Annotated in this window: 14 protein-coding genes; 7 read left to right on the top strand and 7 right to left on the bottom strand. The window is 69.1% G+C overall.

The features are described 5' to 3' along the window. Positions 1-18 precede the first annotated feature (18 nt). From ACIHAO_RS30505 to ACIHAO_RS30495, 3 genes are all read right to left on the bottom strand, one after another. Positions 19-984, bottom strand: coding sequence for a glycosyltransferase (locus ACIHAO_RS30505; RefSeq protein WP_396563606.1), 966 nt, complete (start codon positions 982-984; stop codon positions 19-21). Positions 985-1,012: 28 nt separating this feature from the next. Beyond that, positions 1,013-1,444: a DUF4383 domain-containing protein gene (locus ACIHAO_RS30500; protein WP_396563604.1), complete on the bottom strand. Its 432-nt coding sequence runs from the start codon at positions 1,442-1,444 to the stop codon at positions 1,013-1,015. A gap of 102 nt (positions 1,445-1,546) precedes the next feature. After that, complete coding sequence (locus ACIHAO_RS30495) at positions 1,547-1,672, bottom strand: hypothetical protein (protein ID WP_396563602.1); 126 nt, start codon at positions 1,670-1,672, stop codon at positions 1,547-1,549. Positions 1,673-1,808: 136 nt separating this feature from the next. Here ACIHAO_RS30495 and ACIHAO_RS30490 point away from each other — a divergent pair, with 136 nt between their 5' ends. Together ACIHAO_RS30490 and ACIHAO_RS30485 are read left to right on the top strand one after the other, a co-directional pair. Continuing rightward, complete coding sequence (locus tag ACIHAO_RS30490) at positions 1,809-2,498, top strand: HemK2/MTQ2 family protein methyltransferase (RefSeq protein WP_396563600.1); 690 nt, start codon at positions 1,809-1,811, stop codon at positions 2,496-2,498. Continuing rightward, positions 2,482-2,697 carry a CDGSH iron-sulfur domain-containing protein gene (locus tag ACIHAO_RS30485; RefSeq protein WP_125794712.1) on the top strand — a complete coding sequence of 72 codons (216 nt, stop codon included), beginning with the start codon at positions 2,482-2,484 and terminating at the stop codon, positions 2,695-2,697. Before ACIHAO_RS30490 ends, ACIHAO_RS30485 begins: the two co-directional genes overlap by 17 nt. Here the strand turns inward: ACIHAO_RS30485 and ACIHAO_RS30480 are convergent. The 3 genes from ACIHAO_RS30480 to ACIHAO_RS30470 are packed head-to-tail and all read right to left on the bottom strand — an operon-like array spanning position 2,665 to position 6,320. Then, positions 2,665-3,675, bottom strand: coding sequence for an iron-containing redox enzyme family protein (locus tag ACIHAO_RS30480; RefSeq protein ID WP_396563598.1), 1,011 nt, complete (start codon positions 3,673-3,675; stop codon positions 2,665-2,667). The genes ACIHAO_RS30485 and ACIHAO_RS30480 overlap by 33 nt on opposite strands. Positions 3,676-3,693: 18 nt before the next feature. Then, a complete protein-coding gene (locus ACIHAO_RS30475) occupies positions 3,694-4,806 on the bottom strand; it encodes a glutamate--cysteine ligase (RefSeq protein WP_396563596.1) in 1,113 nt (370 codons plus the stop codon). Continuing rightward, positions 4,806-6,320: an FAD-dependent oxidoreductase gene (locus tag ACIHAO_RS30470; RefSeq protein WP_396563594.1), complete on the bottom strand. Its 1,515-nt coding sequence runs from the start codon at positions 6,318-6,320 to the stop codon at positions 4,806-4,808. The genes ACIHAO_RS30475 and ACIHAO_RS30470 overlap by 1 nt, the downstream gene beginning before the upstream one ends. Positions 6,321-6,394: 74 nt before the next feature. Between ACIHAO_RS30470 and ACIHAO_RS30465 the strand changes: the two genes are divergently transcribed. From ACIHAO_RS30465 to ACIHAO_RS30450, 4 genes are all read left to right on the top strand, one after another. Next, complete coding sequence (locus tag ACIHAO_RS30465; protein ID WP_396563592.1) at positions 6,395-7,708, top strand: acetyl-CoA carboxylase biotin carboxylase subunit family protein; 1,314 nt, start codon at positions 6,395-6,397, stop codon at positions 7,706-7,708. A gap of 3 nt (positions 7,709-7,711) precedes the next feature. Further along, positions 7,712-9,736: a CocE/NonD family hydrolase gene (locus tag ACIHAO_RS30460; RefSeq protein ID WP_396563590.1), complete on the top strand. Its 2,025-nt coding sequence runs from the start codon at positions 7,712-7,714 to the stop codon at positions 9,734-9,736. Next, positions 9,723-10,649, top strand: a complete 927-nt coding sequence (locus ACIHAO_RS30455; protein ID WP_396563588.1) for an alpha/beta hydrolase — start codon at positions 9,723-9,725, stop codon at positions 10,647-10,649. Before ACIHAO_RS30460 ends, ACIHAO_RS30455 begins: the two co-directional genes overlap by 14 nt. Before the next feature lie 151 nt (positions 10,650-10,800). Next, positions 10,801-11,247: a DUF6098 family protein gene (locus tag ACIHAO_RS30450; RefSeq protein ID WP_396563586.1), complete on the top strand. Its 447-nt coding sequence runs from the start codon at positions 10,801-10,803 to the stop codon at positions 11,245-11,247. A 230-nt stretch (positions 11,248-11,477) separates the two neighbouring features. On the opposite strand, the gene ACIHAO_RS30445 is transcribed toward ACIHAO_RS30450, so the two are convergent. Then, positions 11,478-12,560 (bottom strand): glutamate--cysteine ligase, encoded by a 1,083-nt coding sequence (locus ACIHAO_RS30445; RefSeq protein WP_396563584.1) that lies wholly within the window; start codon positions 12,558-12,560, stop codon positions 11,478-11,480. A gap of 71 nt (positions 12,561-12,631) precedes the next feature. On the opposite strand from ACIHAO_RS30445, the gene ACIHAO_RS30440 reads away from it, so the two are divergent. Then, positions 12,632-12,991 carry a hypothetical protein gene (locus tag ACIHAO_RS30440; RefSeq protein WP_396563582.1) on the top strand — a complete coding sequence of 120 codons (360 nt, stop codon included), beginning with the start codon at positions 12,632-12,634 and terminating at the stop codon, positions 12,989-12,991. Positions 12,992-12,998 lie beyond the last annotated feature (7 nt).

The raw sequence follows: 12,998 nt of genomic DNA, 5'->3' as shown, positions 1-12,998 counted from the left end.
CCGCCGCGGTCGGCGAAATCAAGCGATCACCTCTGCCAGCAGGGTGTCCCAGCGCTCGAGGAACGCATCGAGCCCGTAGTGGCTCAAGGCGAACTCGCGTGCGGATTTTCCCGCCAGCACGGCGAAATCGGGTTCATGGATCAGCTCGCGATAGGCCTTCGCGAGCGCGTCGACGTCCGTCGAGACGGCGCCGGCATCGGAGGGGACCGCGAGTACCGCTTCAGTGGTCGCCAGTGCGACGACCGGCATGCCGAGGTGCATCGCCTCGAGTAGCGACAGGCCCAGCGACGTCCACCGTGCGGTGTGCAGATACACGCGGCGCCGGGCGACTTCGGCGTGCAGTTCCCGGCTGCGCAGGTCGCCGCCGGGACGCAGCGCGGGATGACGGCCGTCGAGGTCTTCGCTGCCGATCCCGTACAGGTCGACCGGCGCGATGTCCGCGAAGGCGGGCAGGAGATCGCTCCCGGTGATCCGCCCTCGCCGCGCCGGTTCGTTGATCAGGGCCACGCCGTGCGGAAGCTCCCCGGTGTAGCGTTCACCCGGATCGGGGATGCCGTGGGGGATGACCACCGTGGGGGCGAGACCGGAGTCCCACATCAGGTCGTTGAAGTGGGTCACGTGGACCAGCCGGATGTCGGCACGGTCGGCCAGCGGGTGCCGGGTGGTGGCCGCGTGCTCCCGGGGCGTGTTGTGTTCGACATAGACGGCGGGTACTTCCTTGCCGGGGCGGCGGTGCAGCCATCGCGCGGCCAACTGGACCTCTTCCGGCCGCTGAAGGATGACGACGTCGATGTCGAGATCCTTCAGTTCTTCGACCGGTACCTCTTCGGCGGAAGGCCACTCACGTCCGCTGAGCCCCCGTCCCCACGGCCCGCCTCCGGCGAGCAGCGGGAGGTAGCAGCGATGGCCACCGCGCACGAACGATTCGGTCCAGGAACCGTGGACGTGCCACAGAAGGATCCGGAGCGGGGCCACTTTCGTCATATCCGCAAAGTTGCCCGTAGTGGACGGACTAAACGTTCTCCGCCGTCTTAGTTCGATTCCCGCCGGAAACCCTCGTGGCCGCGATACCGACCACGAGCGCCGCGAGCGCGGTCAGCGCGTGGAGGACGTTGTCGGCCCAGCCGAAGTTGACCGCGTCACCGGCGATATCCGTACTCGCCGAGAGAATCCCGAATGCGGTCAGACCTGTGAACGCCACGAAAGCCATCCAGCTGTAAGCCAGGATCGCGGACGGTTTGAACACCGCCATCAAGCCGAGGACACCGAGCACGGCGCGGATGACATTGAGCATTCCGGTCGCGCTGAACACCCATAGTGTGTTCTCGCCTGCCTGGTTCGCCTCGGGAAGGAAAAAGAAGCCGAGCACACCCAATACGAGGTGGACCAGCGCGATGACCAGTACCACCGCTCGCAGCGGGGAGCCTGTCGTACGTCGGTTCATCGGGAACGCCTCCGTTTCGCCGCCAAGTTCGTCGGATACCCCGGGAAGACGTCGTGAAACGCCCCCGGCCAATGGGGGGCCGGAGGCGATTCCGCCGCGTGATCAACCCGATTGCGGATCGGTGTCGTCGTGGGGGTCGCCGGACGACGTGCCCTGTTCCCCTCGGACCTCTTCGCGGTCTTCCTCGTCCCGTTTGTCTTCATTTCCGGACTTGCGCTCGGCGTCCATGGCGCTTCTCCTTCGGTCGCTTTCCTTGCGGCTACCCCTTTCGCGCCGTTTCAACCCTCGCGCGCCAGACCTTTGTGGACGTTTGGCGCCACCCGGCCGGGGTAGTCGTCGGCAACGACGGTGAACCGGAGGGGACATGACCGCGATCTCCAGCGCAGCGATTCCACTTGTCCGGACGCGGCCGTGGCTGCTGCGGCCACCGGGCGTCTATCGCCCGCAAGACGACACCTGGCTACTGGCGGAGGCGTTGAGCGCGTCCGGAATGCCCGCCGGGGCGAGAGTTCTCGACCTCTGCACCGGGACAGGGGCGCTCGCGCTGACGGCCGCGGCGCACGGCGCGGGGTCCGTGACCGCCGTGGACATCTCCCGGCGGGCGCTGGCCGCGGTCTGGGTCAACTCGCGGCTGCGCCGTCTTGCGGTCCGGCCCCTGCGTGGCGGCCTGGCCGAGGCGGCTCGTGGCGGCCCCTTCGACGTCGTGCTGGCGAACCCGCCCTATGTGCCCTCGCCGGTGCCGGCGGCCGGGGCCGCGCGGGCGTGGGACGCCGGACCGGACGGCCGGATCGTGCTCGACCAGGTCTGCGCGCAGGCGTCGTCCCTGGTGGCGCCCGGCGGGTACCTGATGATGGTCCACTCCGCGGTCGCGGGACCGGACAAGTCGCTGGATCAGTTACGGGCGGCGGGCTTGACGCCCGAGGTGGTCGCCACCCGATCGATCCCGTTCGGGCCGGTGATGCGGGCGCGGGCGGCCTTCCTCGAAGCCGCCGGCCTGATCGTGGCCGAGCAGCGGCACGAAGAACTGGTGGTGATCCGTGCCGACCGGCCGTAGGACCAAGGTCCGGCTGGACCCCGGCGGGCCCCTCCTGGTGGAGGGGCCGGTCGAGATCGTCATGGACGACGGCGAGACGGTGACCTCGGACCGCTTCCTGGTCGCCCTCTGCGCCTGCCGCCGCAGCAAGCGTTACCCGTTCTGCGACACCAGCCACCGCCGCCGCTCACGGCAAGGGGTGCAGCGGCCTGAGGAGTGAGGTCTCCCCGGCTGACCAAGCGCCCAGCAGGTGCTCGGTCAGCCGGTTCTCGAGCAGGTCGGTGGCCTGGATGCCCAGCGCGATGTCCGCCGCCAGTTCCGGCTCCCGGTCGAGCAGATCCCCGATGACGTCGTGCCGCAGCACTTGTTCGTGCACCGCGTCGGCCTCGATGTGCTCGGTGTAGAAGTAGCGGCATTCCCCGGGCGCGCCGAGGCGTTCCAGTGCCTGGTCCATGCGCCGGGCGGCGGGCGCGGTGGTGATCTCGGCGGCGGCGAAATGCCCGACGAGCGCGCCACGCAGGCTCCGGTGCAGGCCGAACAGCGACATCATGTTCACCGTCGCGAGCATCTCGGCCGGGACGTGGTCGAGGTAGGCGAGGTAGCCGCCGGACAGTCCCGCCGCGGTCAGCAGATCCGCGAACAGGCGGGAATGCGCCTGGTCGGCCCGCCCGCCCCCGAACTCGTCGAACTCCACGGCGACCAGCGCCGCCTTGGCCCTGCCCCGCAGCCGCGGGATCACCCAGGCGTGGGGGTCGGCCTCTTTGAGGTGGTAGATCGACCGATGGGCGAAGTACTCCTCGACGTGCCACCATTCGCCCTCGTCACGCAGGAAGTGCGAAACGCCCGCACCGTCGACCGGTTCGGTCAGCAAGTCGTCCAGCAGGCCGTGGACGTCGTTTCCGCCGGGTACGGCGGCGCGGATGCCGTCGAGGAACGCGTGCTCCAGAACGGACCGGAAGCCGAGCAGGCGGGGGTCCCATTCCCATTCGGAGTCGACGCCGTCGAACCCCTGGTAATGCAGCTCGTAGCAGACATGCAGTGCCAGCTGCAGATCCTCGCCGAACGGGTCGGCATCGGTCGCCGCATCGAGGTCGAAGTCGTCACGGCGGCCGCCTGCCAGGGTGTCCACCACGGCGGCCGAGAGCGGGCCGCGGATCTCGGGCAGCCTCGCGGCCACCTCACGGTCGATCGTCGTCATGTGCCGGGAGTACCCGATCTAGCCGTGCGGAACCGTCTCTTCGGTCAGCATCCGCAACACCGCGACCTCCCCGTCGGCGGCGGCCCGGCGCTGCCGTTCGGCGCCGGTGCCCTCCCGTTCCAGCTTGCCGAGGAGGGTGCGCACGAGACCCAGGTCGCCGGTGTCCTCCAGCGCCTGCTCGGTACGCGTGAGCAGCGCGGCGACCCGGTCGCCCACCGGAACCGGCTTACCGGCCACCGGATCGACGGCCGGCCCGGAAAGGCCGTGACGCGCGGCCGACCACACCGCGGCGGCGGCGATCTGCGGATCCAGCGGGACCGCCTCCGTCCCGTGGTCCAGGTCGGCGAGCGCGGTGCGCACGAGCGCACGCGTCAGCAACCCTTGCAGGACGGCTTCGTCCACAGTCGACGCGGTGTCGGCGACGCGGACCTCGACGGTCGGCCAGCGCGTGGACGGCCTCGCGAGCCAGAAGGTCTGGTTGTCGTCGACCAGCACCCCGCAGTCCACCAGCTTCCCGACCTGCTCCTCGTATCCGGCGGCGTCCGCGAAGTACGGTGCGATGCCGGAGCCGGGGAAACGGCTCTGCTCCACCATTCGCCAGCTGTCGTAGCCGGTGTCGCGGCCCCCTTCGAACGGCGAATTGCCCGACAACGCCAGCAACGTGGGCAGCCATTCGCCCAGATGGTTCACGACGGCGATCGCGGTCTCGCGGTCCGGCACGCCGATGTGCACGTGGCAACCGCAAGCCTCGTACGCCTTGACCACACCGGCGTACAGCGCGTCGACCTTGCCGAAACGGTCGCCGGCGCCGTAGTCGCGGTCGGGCGAGGGACACAGGGGTGAGGGACACAGGGGAGTGCCGGAGGCGATGATGGCGCAGTCCTCGCCCGCCGCCGCTTCGGCGAGTGAGCGGCGCCCGGCCGACAGGTGTTCGTACAGCTCGTCGGCCGTTTCGCAGACGCCGGTGGCGGCCTCGATCTGCGTCGGCCGCAGTTCCCGGTGGACCGCCGCGCCGTCCGGCAGCGGGCAGCAGACCCGGTGCCGTTCGAGGACGGCCTCCGCCCGGGGACAGCTCACCCCGGTCCTGGGGTCGACCAGCAGGAACTCCTCTTCGACACCGATGCCGGTCATCACCGCTCCCGCTTCTTCGGCAGTGCGCGCACGGCCGGGCCCTGGATCACCGACCCGTCCAGGTCGAACCGCGAACCGTGGCAAGGGCAGTCCCAGGTCTTCTCCGCGTTGTTGAACGCGACGAGGCAGCCCAGATGGGTGCAGTGGGCGCCGACGGCGTGCAGTTCTCCGCCCGGGTCGCGGTAGGCGGCGACGAGTTTTTCGCCGTCACGGGTCACCTTGGCCTCGCCGGGGGCGAGTTCGTCCAGGGAGGCGGGTTTGCGCAACGCGCTGAGGTGGTCGCCCACCAGGAACTTCGCCACCGTGGCGTTGTTCTCCACTGTCGAGATCGCGGAGCGGAGGTCGAAGCGGTTGGGGTCGTACAGGCTCGCCGACGGGTTGTCGCGTCCGGTCAGCAGGTCCGCGAGCAGCAGCCCGGCCGCGGTGCCGCCCGTCATCCCCCACTGGCCGAAGCCGGTGGCGACCCACAGGTGACGGCTCGCCGGATGGTAGCGCCCGACGTACGGAACGGAGTCCAAAGTGGACAGATCATGAGCCGACCACCGATGGGTGACCCGGCGCACGCCCGCGTGTTCGCTCGCCCAGCTCGCCAGGCGTTCGTGGCGGCTCTCGACGTCGACGGAGTCGCCGACGCGGTAGTGCTCGCCGCCCGCGATCGCGTACGGGACACCGTCTTTGAGATAGCTCCGCACGGAATGGTGGGTATCGGCGTCCAGGTACATTCCCTCCGGCGGGTGGTTGCCTTCGACGGGGCCGGCGACCACGAGGTCGCGGACCGGGTCGAGCCTGGCGAAGAACAGGCCGCGGTCGAACACGGGATAGTGGGTCGCCACCACGACCTCGCCCGCCCGCACGTCGCCGGAACTGGTGCGCACCTTCACCCCGCCGAGTTCGTCGACGCCTTCCGCCCGAACGCCTTCGACGATCGTCCCGCCCGCGCGTTCGATCTCATCGGCGAGGGCGAGCAGCCAGCGGCGCGGGTGGAAGTGCGCCTGCGACGCGAACTTCACCGCGCCGAGGGCGGGTACGTCGAGGTCGACCTCGGTGACATAGGAAGCGGGAAGCCCGGCCTCGGCCGCGGCTTCCGCTTCGCGTTCGAGGCTTTCGACCGTTCCGGGATGGGTCGTGTAGACGAAACTGTCGGCACGGGTGAAGCCGCAGTCGATGCCGAGTTCGGCGGTGGCCGCGGCGATCCAGTCCAGCGCGGCCGCCTGCGTGTAGGCGTATGTCGCGGCGGCTTCGGCGCCTTTGGTCTTCGCCAGCGTGGCGTACTTCAGCCCGTGCTGGGTGCTGACCTTCGCCGTGGTGTGGCCGGAGACCCCCGCCGCGAGGCGGCCGGCCTCCAGTACCAGCACCGAGCGCCCGGCCCTCGCCAGCCGGTAGGCAGTGGTGAGGCCGGCGATCCCGCCGCCGAGCACGGCGACGTCGACCTCGGCGGGCAGCGGCGTCCCGGTGCGATCGGGAGCGGGAGCGGTGTCGAGCCACAGTGAACGCGTTCCGGGCAACTCCGTCATGGCGCCCGGATTCCCGCGCGGCCACGGGGGCAAACCAGGGTTTTCCGGATCACCGGAGCGGGTAGCACTGGCCTATGACCACATCCTCCAGGCCCCCAGAGGAAAACAACGCAGAAGAAAAGAACATCTTCGTCATCGGTCTCGACGACAGCAACGAAGAGGTGCTGAGACGAGTCCCCGGCGCCGAGCGGTATCGCTTCCACGGTCTGCTGACGCCGGACGAACTCCAGCACGGTGAGATCCCGATCGTGGAGCTCGTGGAAAAGGCGCAGTCGCAGCTGGACGCCTTCGACGGGTCGATCGACGCGATCGTCAGCTACTGGGATTTCCCGTCTTCGACGATGGTGGCCATGCTGTGCGAGAAGTACGGCCTCCCCGGTGTTTCGCTCGAAGCGGTGCTCAAGTGCGAGGACAAGTACTGGAGCCGCCTCGAACAAGCGAAGGTGATCGACGAGGTGCCGTCGTTCGGCGTCGTCGACCTGGACCAGGACGACCCCCGGCCGCCCGAGGGCGTCGACTACCCCATGTGGCTCAAACCGGTGAAGTCGTTCTCCTCGGAGCTGGCCTTCCACGTCGCCGACGACGACGATTTCGAGAAGGCCGTCGCCGAGATCCGGGCGGGTGTCGACAGGATCGGCAAACCCTTCGACCGCATCCTCGGCATGGTCGACCTCCCCGCCGAGGTGGCCGACGTCGGCGGGGCCGCGTGCCTCGCCGAGGGCGAACTCACCGGTGTGCAGGCGGCGACCGAAGGGTATGTCTACAAAGGACAGGTCACCGTCTACGGTGTCCTCGACTCGATCAACTATCCCGACACCGCTTCGTTCCTTCGTCATCAGTACCCGTCGCAGCTGCCCGAGGACGCCGTCGAGCGGATGAGGGAGATCTCCGTCCGCGTGATGGAACAGATCGGCTTCGACAACGCCACTTTCAGCATCGAGTTCTTCTGTCACCCCGAATCCGGGCAGGCCTGCCTGCTGGAGATCAACCCGCGGCATTCCCAGTCCCACGCGGAACTGTTCGAGTACGTCGACGGAGTGGCGAACCACCAGATCATGGTCCAGCTGGGCCTCGGCCAGGATCCCGGACGGCGCCGGAACCAAGGTGACTACCGGATCGCGGGCAAGTGGTACTACCGCCGCTTCCGTGACGCGCTGGTCACCAGGGTGCCCACCCGCGGCGAGATCGCGGACCTGGAGGCGGAGATCCCCGGGGTGAAGATCGAACCGGTGGCCGAGAAGGGAATCCGGCTTTCGGAACTACCCGAACAGGACAGTTACAGCTACGAGCTCGCGCATATCTTCGTCGCGGCACAGACCGAACGGGAGATGGAGAGCAAGTACCGCCGGTGCACCGAGGCGCTGCGGTTCGACTTCGAGGAGGGATAGCCCATGCGGACGGTGGCCTCGCTACCGTACGAGATCACGGAGGAGGACCACGTCTGGATCCCGGTTTCCGACGGCGTCCGGCTGTCGGCGCGGATCTGGCGGCCGGTCGCTTCGGACGGTGAACCGGTCCCGGCGATCCTGGAGTACATCCCGTACCGGCACCGCGACCTGACCTCGGTGCGGGACTCCGTGCACCACCCGTACATCGCGGGGCACGGCTACGCCTGTGTCCGGGTCGACATCCGCGGTTCGGGGGAGTCGGAGGGCGTGCTGACCGACGAGTACCTCGAACGGGAGCAACTCGACGCCGAGGACGTGCTGGAATGGATCGCCGCGCAGCCCTGGTGTTCGGGCCGCACGGGGATGATGGGCATCTCCTGGGGCGGGTTCGCCGCCCTCCAGGTGGCGGCACGCAAACCGCCGAGCCTGACCGCGATCGCGATCTCGTCGTTCACCGACGACCGCTACTCCGACGACATGCACTACATGGGTGGTTGCCTGCTCTCGGACAACGTCGCCGAAGCCTCCACGATGTTCGCTTACGCGACGTTGCCGCCCGATCCCGCGCTGGCGGGTGAGCGGTGGCGCGAGCTGTGGCACGAACGGCTGGAGAACTGCAGCCTCTGGGCCGGTGAATGGCTGAGCCACCAGCGCCGGGACGACTACTGGCGGCACGCGTCGGTCTGCGAAAACTACAGCGACGTCCAGGTGCCCGTCCTCGCCTCCAGCGGCTGGGCGGACGGGTACTCGAACGCGGTCTCCCGGCTGCTGGCCAATCTCGACGTGCCGCGGCGCGGCCTGATCGGGCCGTGGTCGCACAAGTACCCGCACCTCGGCCGCCCCGGACCCGCCATCGGCTACCTGCAGGAGCTGGTCCGCTGGTGGGACCACTGGCTGAAGGACGCCGAGAACGGCGTCATGGACGGGCCGATGCTCCAGACGTGGATGCAGGACAGCGTGCCACCGTCGACCTCGTACGAGGACCGCCCCGGCCGCTGGGTGGGGGAGCCGTCCTGGCCTTCGCCGCATGTGCACCCGTCCGAGCACCGGCTCGCCCGGCACCGGATCGCCCGGCCGGGGGAGGACGTCCCGGCGGAGAACCTGTCGGTGGAGTCGCCGCTTTCGGTCGGTCAGTTCGCCGGTAAGTGGGCCTCCTACAGTGCTCCGCCCGATCTGCCGTACGACCAGCGGGAGGAGGACGGCGGCTCGCTCGTCTTCGAAACCGACGAACTCACCGAACCCTGCGAAATCCTCGGTTCGCCGGCGGTGGATCTGGAGGTCTCGGCGGACAAGCCGGTCGCGCAGGTCGCCGTCCGGCTGTCCGACGTCTCGCCGGACGGCAGGGCCACGCGGGTGACCTACGGGTTGCTGAACCTGACCCACCGGGACGGGCACGAAGATCCGGAGCCACTGGAACCGGGCAAGCGGTACCGGGTGCGCGTCGAGCTCAACGCCGTCGCGCAGGCCTTCCCCGCCGGGCACCGGATCCGGTTGTCGATCTCGTCGTCGTACTGGCCGCTGGCGTGGCCACCGCCGGAACCGGCGATGGTGACCGTCCACACCGGACAGAGCACGCTCACGCTTCCGGTGCGGCCCCTGGCGGAAGCGGACGAGGTCCCGGCACGGCCGTTCGGCGAACCCGAGGGCGCGGAACCGCTGCCCGCGACCCAGGTCGAACCCGGCGAACAGCGCTGGACCGTCTCCCGTGACCTGATCGACTACCGATCCGCGCTCGACATCGTGAAGAACGAGGGCAAGGTCCGGTTCGACGACATCGATCTCGACGTCACCAGGAACGTGTTCGAGCGGTACTCGTGGGTGGCCGACGACTTCTGCTCCCCGGTGGCGGAGACGGCGTGGTCGATGACGTTCGCCCGCGGTGACTGGGAAGCGCGGTCCGAGACCCGCACCCGGGTGTCCTGCACTCCCACCGAATTCGTGATCGACGCACAGCTCGACGCATACGAAGGGGAGCGAAGGACGTTCTCCCGCAACTGGCATCGGACGGTTCCCCGTGATCAGGTCTAAGACGAGTCTCCCCGCGAAGTCGCTGCTCGCGTGGTTGCGCCTCACCAACCGGAAGCGCACCTACGCCGAGCTCGACCGCTTCCGCCGGAGCATCGAAAGCAGCCAGGCGAAGGGCGACCGGGGGCCGATCCGCGCGATCAGGCGCCGGTTCGACGTCACGCGGTCCGAAGTGGACGGACGACCCTGTTACACCATCCGCCCGGCGGGCGGCGGGGGCGACGGCAACCACGTGCTGTACTTCCACGGCGGCGCCTACGTGCACCAGATCCAGCACGACCACTGGCGCTTCTTCGGACGGCTCATCGACCGCACCGGCTGCACGGTCACCGTGCCGATCTACCCGCTGGCCCCGGCGCACCAGTGCCCGGAGACCACCGCTTTCGTCCGCCGCGCCTACGACGAGTTCTCCGCGGATGTCGCCCCGGAGGACCAGATCGTGATGGGGGATTCCGCCGGTGCCGGGATCGCGCTGGCGCTCACCAAGGCGTTGCGGGACGAAGGCAGGCCGGTGCCCAAGGAGACCGTCCTCCTGTCGCCGTGGCTGGACCTGACGATGACCCATCCGGCGCAACCGGCGCTGGACGAGCGCGACCCGTACCTCGCGCTCACCGGACTGAACGAGGCGGCCAGGCTCTACAGTGGACAGCTGCCGCGCACCGATCCGAGGCTCAGCCCGTTGTCCGGCGACCTCTCCGGGCTCGGCGCCTTGTCCGTCTACATCGGGACCAAGGACGTCCTCCTCTCCGACGCCCGGCGGCTGCACACCCTGTGCACCGAACAAGGTGTGCCGTTGAGCTATCACGAGTACGAGGGCATGATCCACGCGTGGATGCTGGCCGCGATCCCGGAAGCGAGGGTGGCGCTGGAGGAGATCGCGCATCTCGTGGATCGATCGCTGGTGAAACCGGTGTAGTTCCCTCGCGAGCGGGTAACCGAAACGCAATGGCCGGTGCAGCGAGGTTGTACGTCCGCCGGCCGTGAGGTGGACCGGCGTGGGCAGCCCCGGCGGAGCAGGGACGCCGGCGCGCCGGTCACCGTGTCCATCCTTCGCACAGGAGCGCTCGATGCAGCAGTTGGAATCCCTGGGGGAACTCGCCGCGCTGGTCCGGCGACGGAAAGGCCTGTACGTGCGCTGGGCGCCGTCTCCCGAACATCGCCCCGGCACGAGCCGGGACGAACTCACCGGCACGGAACTGCCTGGCCTTTCGGTGAACCCCCTCGATCCCGAGCCATGGTGGCGGGACCAGCCGCTCGAACTCTGGCTCGCCAGGCGGCTTTACGACTATTGCCACCTCAGGCACGCGCGGCCCCGCGAGACCAAACCCTGGGTGCTGGCGGGCCGCGTGGTCGGTTCGGGACCGGACAACGAGCCGCTGCTGACCGACCCCGAACCCGTCGGGCGGATCTCCACCACCGTCCTCGACGAGGCTCGCGGCCTGTTGCGCGAGCGAGCGCGGGACGACGCCGACTGGGGCCCGCTACGCCGGCCTTCGGAACTCGGCCAAACCTGACCGCCTGCCTGGCGTCCGCCTGATCACGCGAGTTCGCCGCCCAATCACGCGAGTTCGCCTTCTGGACACGCGAATGACGGTGGACCCACCCGTTATCGAGGGTAAGAAAAGGGTCGAGTCGCGGTGCGCGGTCCCCTCGTGGCCGTTGGGCGACTGTGTCGCGAAAGCCACTTTCGCGACATCAGGCGTCGCGAAAGTGGCTTTCGCAACCTGTCACCTTGCCCTATCCCTCAACCCGGCCGGACGGCCAACAGGTCCACGACGTCTTCCGCGCGCTGGCGCTTCTCGAACCGCGCCCGTTGCCGGTCGGCCCCGCCGCCTTCGGCGACCAGCCTGGCGAGGCCGTCCCGGACGAAGTCGAGGTCCCCGGCCTCCTCGAGCGCGCCGGCGGCGAAGGTGACGACGTCGTCGAGCACCTCGCTCGCCGGGGCGAGGTCGCCGGTCCGGAAATGCGGGCAGCGACCCGAGAGCCCTTCCCGTGACGCACGCCAGATCTGGGCCCGTAAGACTTCGTTGGACAAGTCCGCGGGGCGCTCCTCCGTACCGAGGACCGTGCCGACCACCCCGCGGATCAGCACCCCGAGCAGCACCGCTTCGCCGGGAGTGACCGCGACGTCGGCGAACCGGAACTCCACCGTCGGCTGCTTCTCGGAAAGCCTTACGTCCCAATAGACCATCGCGCGATCGAGGATGGCGCCCGCGCGGAGCCAGGCGTCGACGATGCTTTCGTAGTGGTCCAGCGAGGTGAACCGCGGCGGCGAACCGGCCGAGGGCCAGCGGTTCCACTGCTGGTAACGCCAGCTGGCGTATCCGGTGTCGTACCCGTCGCAGATCGCGGAATTGGCCGTCACGGTCAGCAACACGGGCAGAAAGGGCCGGACGCGGTTGATCACCTGGATCCCGGTTTCCCGGTCGGGGATGGCGATGTGGACGTGACAGCCGCAGGTGTGCGACGTCCGCGCGGTCGCCCCGAAATGTTCGGACATCCGCTCGTAGCGCGGATTCGGTGTGATGGCGGGTAATTCCGTCTCCGCCAGCGGTGCGCTCCCGCTGGGCAGGAGACGGCAGCCCCGCCGGGCGGCGGCTTCGGCCAGTTCCGTCCGCATCGCCGTCAGCTGCCGTTCGGCTTCGTCGTGTGTCGTGCAGACGCCGGTGGCCGATTCGGCCTGGGAGCGGGTGAGCTCCTGCTGGAGTTCGCCCTGATCCTCCTCCGCGGCGTCCACGACGGCATCTCCCGCCGGGGAGAGGTGGCCGTCCCGGCCCACCACGAAGAACTCTTCCTCGACCCCGAAGGTGAGTACGTTGTCGGTCACAACCGCTGATACCCCCGGCCCTCTCGGCACAAACTTGTTTTCGCAGGTCGTGGACGGGGTATTTCAGGGCAATGAACCCGAAGTCGGCGGAGCCGCCGTATCTGCTGGCCGCACAGGCCGGCACAGTCGTGCGTCACCTGTACAGCCGGCTGCGGACCGAGGAACAGGCCTCGCCGGCCGACCTCTGCCGCACCATCGGCGCGTTGCAGCAGCTCGCCGACGACCTCGCCAACGTCCTGCCCGGCTTGCAGGCGCAACTCGAACAGAGCCTCCTGTCCGGTGAGGTCGGCACGGCCGACTCGGCGAGGGCGGCCTGGGACAAGGTCGCGGACGTCGGTTACGCGCTCGCCCAGGCTCGGACGGGCGGTCTGCTGATGGCCGCGGAACTACGTGCTTCACGGCGGACGCTCGGAGAACTCGCTTCGTCGTGACGCGCCG

The organism is Amycolatopsis sp. NPDC052450 (genome assembly GCF_044547565.1).
GTDB lineage: Bacteria > Actinomycetota > Actinomycetes > Mycobacteriales > Pseudonocardiaceae > Amycolatopsis.
Note: the sequence above shows the minus strand (reverse complement) of the source record. Positions and strands in the feature narration are given on the sequence as shown.

Bases quoted from the DNA above. Each gene is read 5' to 3' on its own strand.
- ACIHAO_RS30450 (WP_396563586.1), top strand. From the start codon at position 10,801: ATGCAGCAGTTGGAATCCCTGGGGGAACTCGCCGCGCTGGTCCGGCGA.
- ACIHAO_RS30490 (WP_396563600.1), top strand. From the start codon at position 1,809: ATGACCGCGATCTCCAGCGCAGCGATTCCACTTGTCCGGACGCGGCCG.
- ACIHAO_RS30495 (WP_396563602.1), bottom strand. From the start codon at position 1,672: ATGGACGCCGAGCGCAAGTCCGGAAATGAAGACAAACGGGACGAGGAA.
- ACIHAO_RS30470 (WP_396563594.1), bottom strand. From the start codon at position 6,320: ATGACGGAGTTGCCCGGAACGCGTTCACTGTGGCTCGACACCGCTCCC.
- ACIHAO_RS30475 (WP_396563596.1), bottom strand. From the start codon at position 4,806: ATGACCGGCATCGGTGTCGAAGAGGAGTTCCTGCTGGTCGACCCCAGG.
- ACIHAO_RS30500 (WP_396563604.1), bottom strand. From the start codon at position 1,444: ATGAACCGACGTACGACAGGCTCCCCGCTGCGAGCGGTGGTACTGGTC.
- ACIHAO_RS30505 (WP_396563606.1), bottom strand. From the start codon at position 984: ATGACGAAAGTGGCCCCGCTCCGGATCCTTCTGTGGCACGTCCACGGT.
- ACIHAO_RS30465 (WP_396563592.1), top strand. From the start codon at position 6,395: ATGACCACATCCTCCAGGCCCCCAGAGGAAAACAACGCAGAAGAAAAG.
- ACIHAO_RS30480 (WP_396563598.1), bottom strand. From the start codon at position 3,675: ATGACGACGATCGACCGTGAGGTGGCCGCGAGGCTGCCCGAGATCCGC.
- ACIHAO_RS30440 (WP_396563582.1), top strand. From the start codon at position 12,632: ATGAACCCGAAGTCGGCGGAGCCGCCGTATCTGCTGGCCGCACAGGCC.
- ACIHAO_RS30460 (WP_396563590.1), top strand. From the start codon at position 7,712: ATGCGGACGGTGGCCTCGCTACCGTACGAGATCACGGAGGAGGACCAC.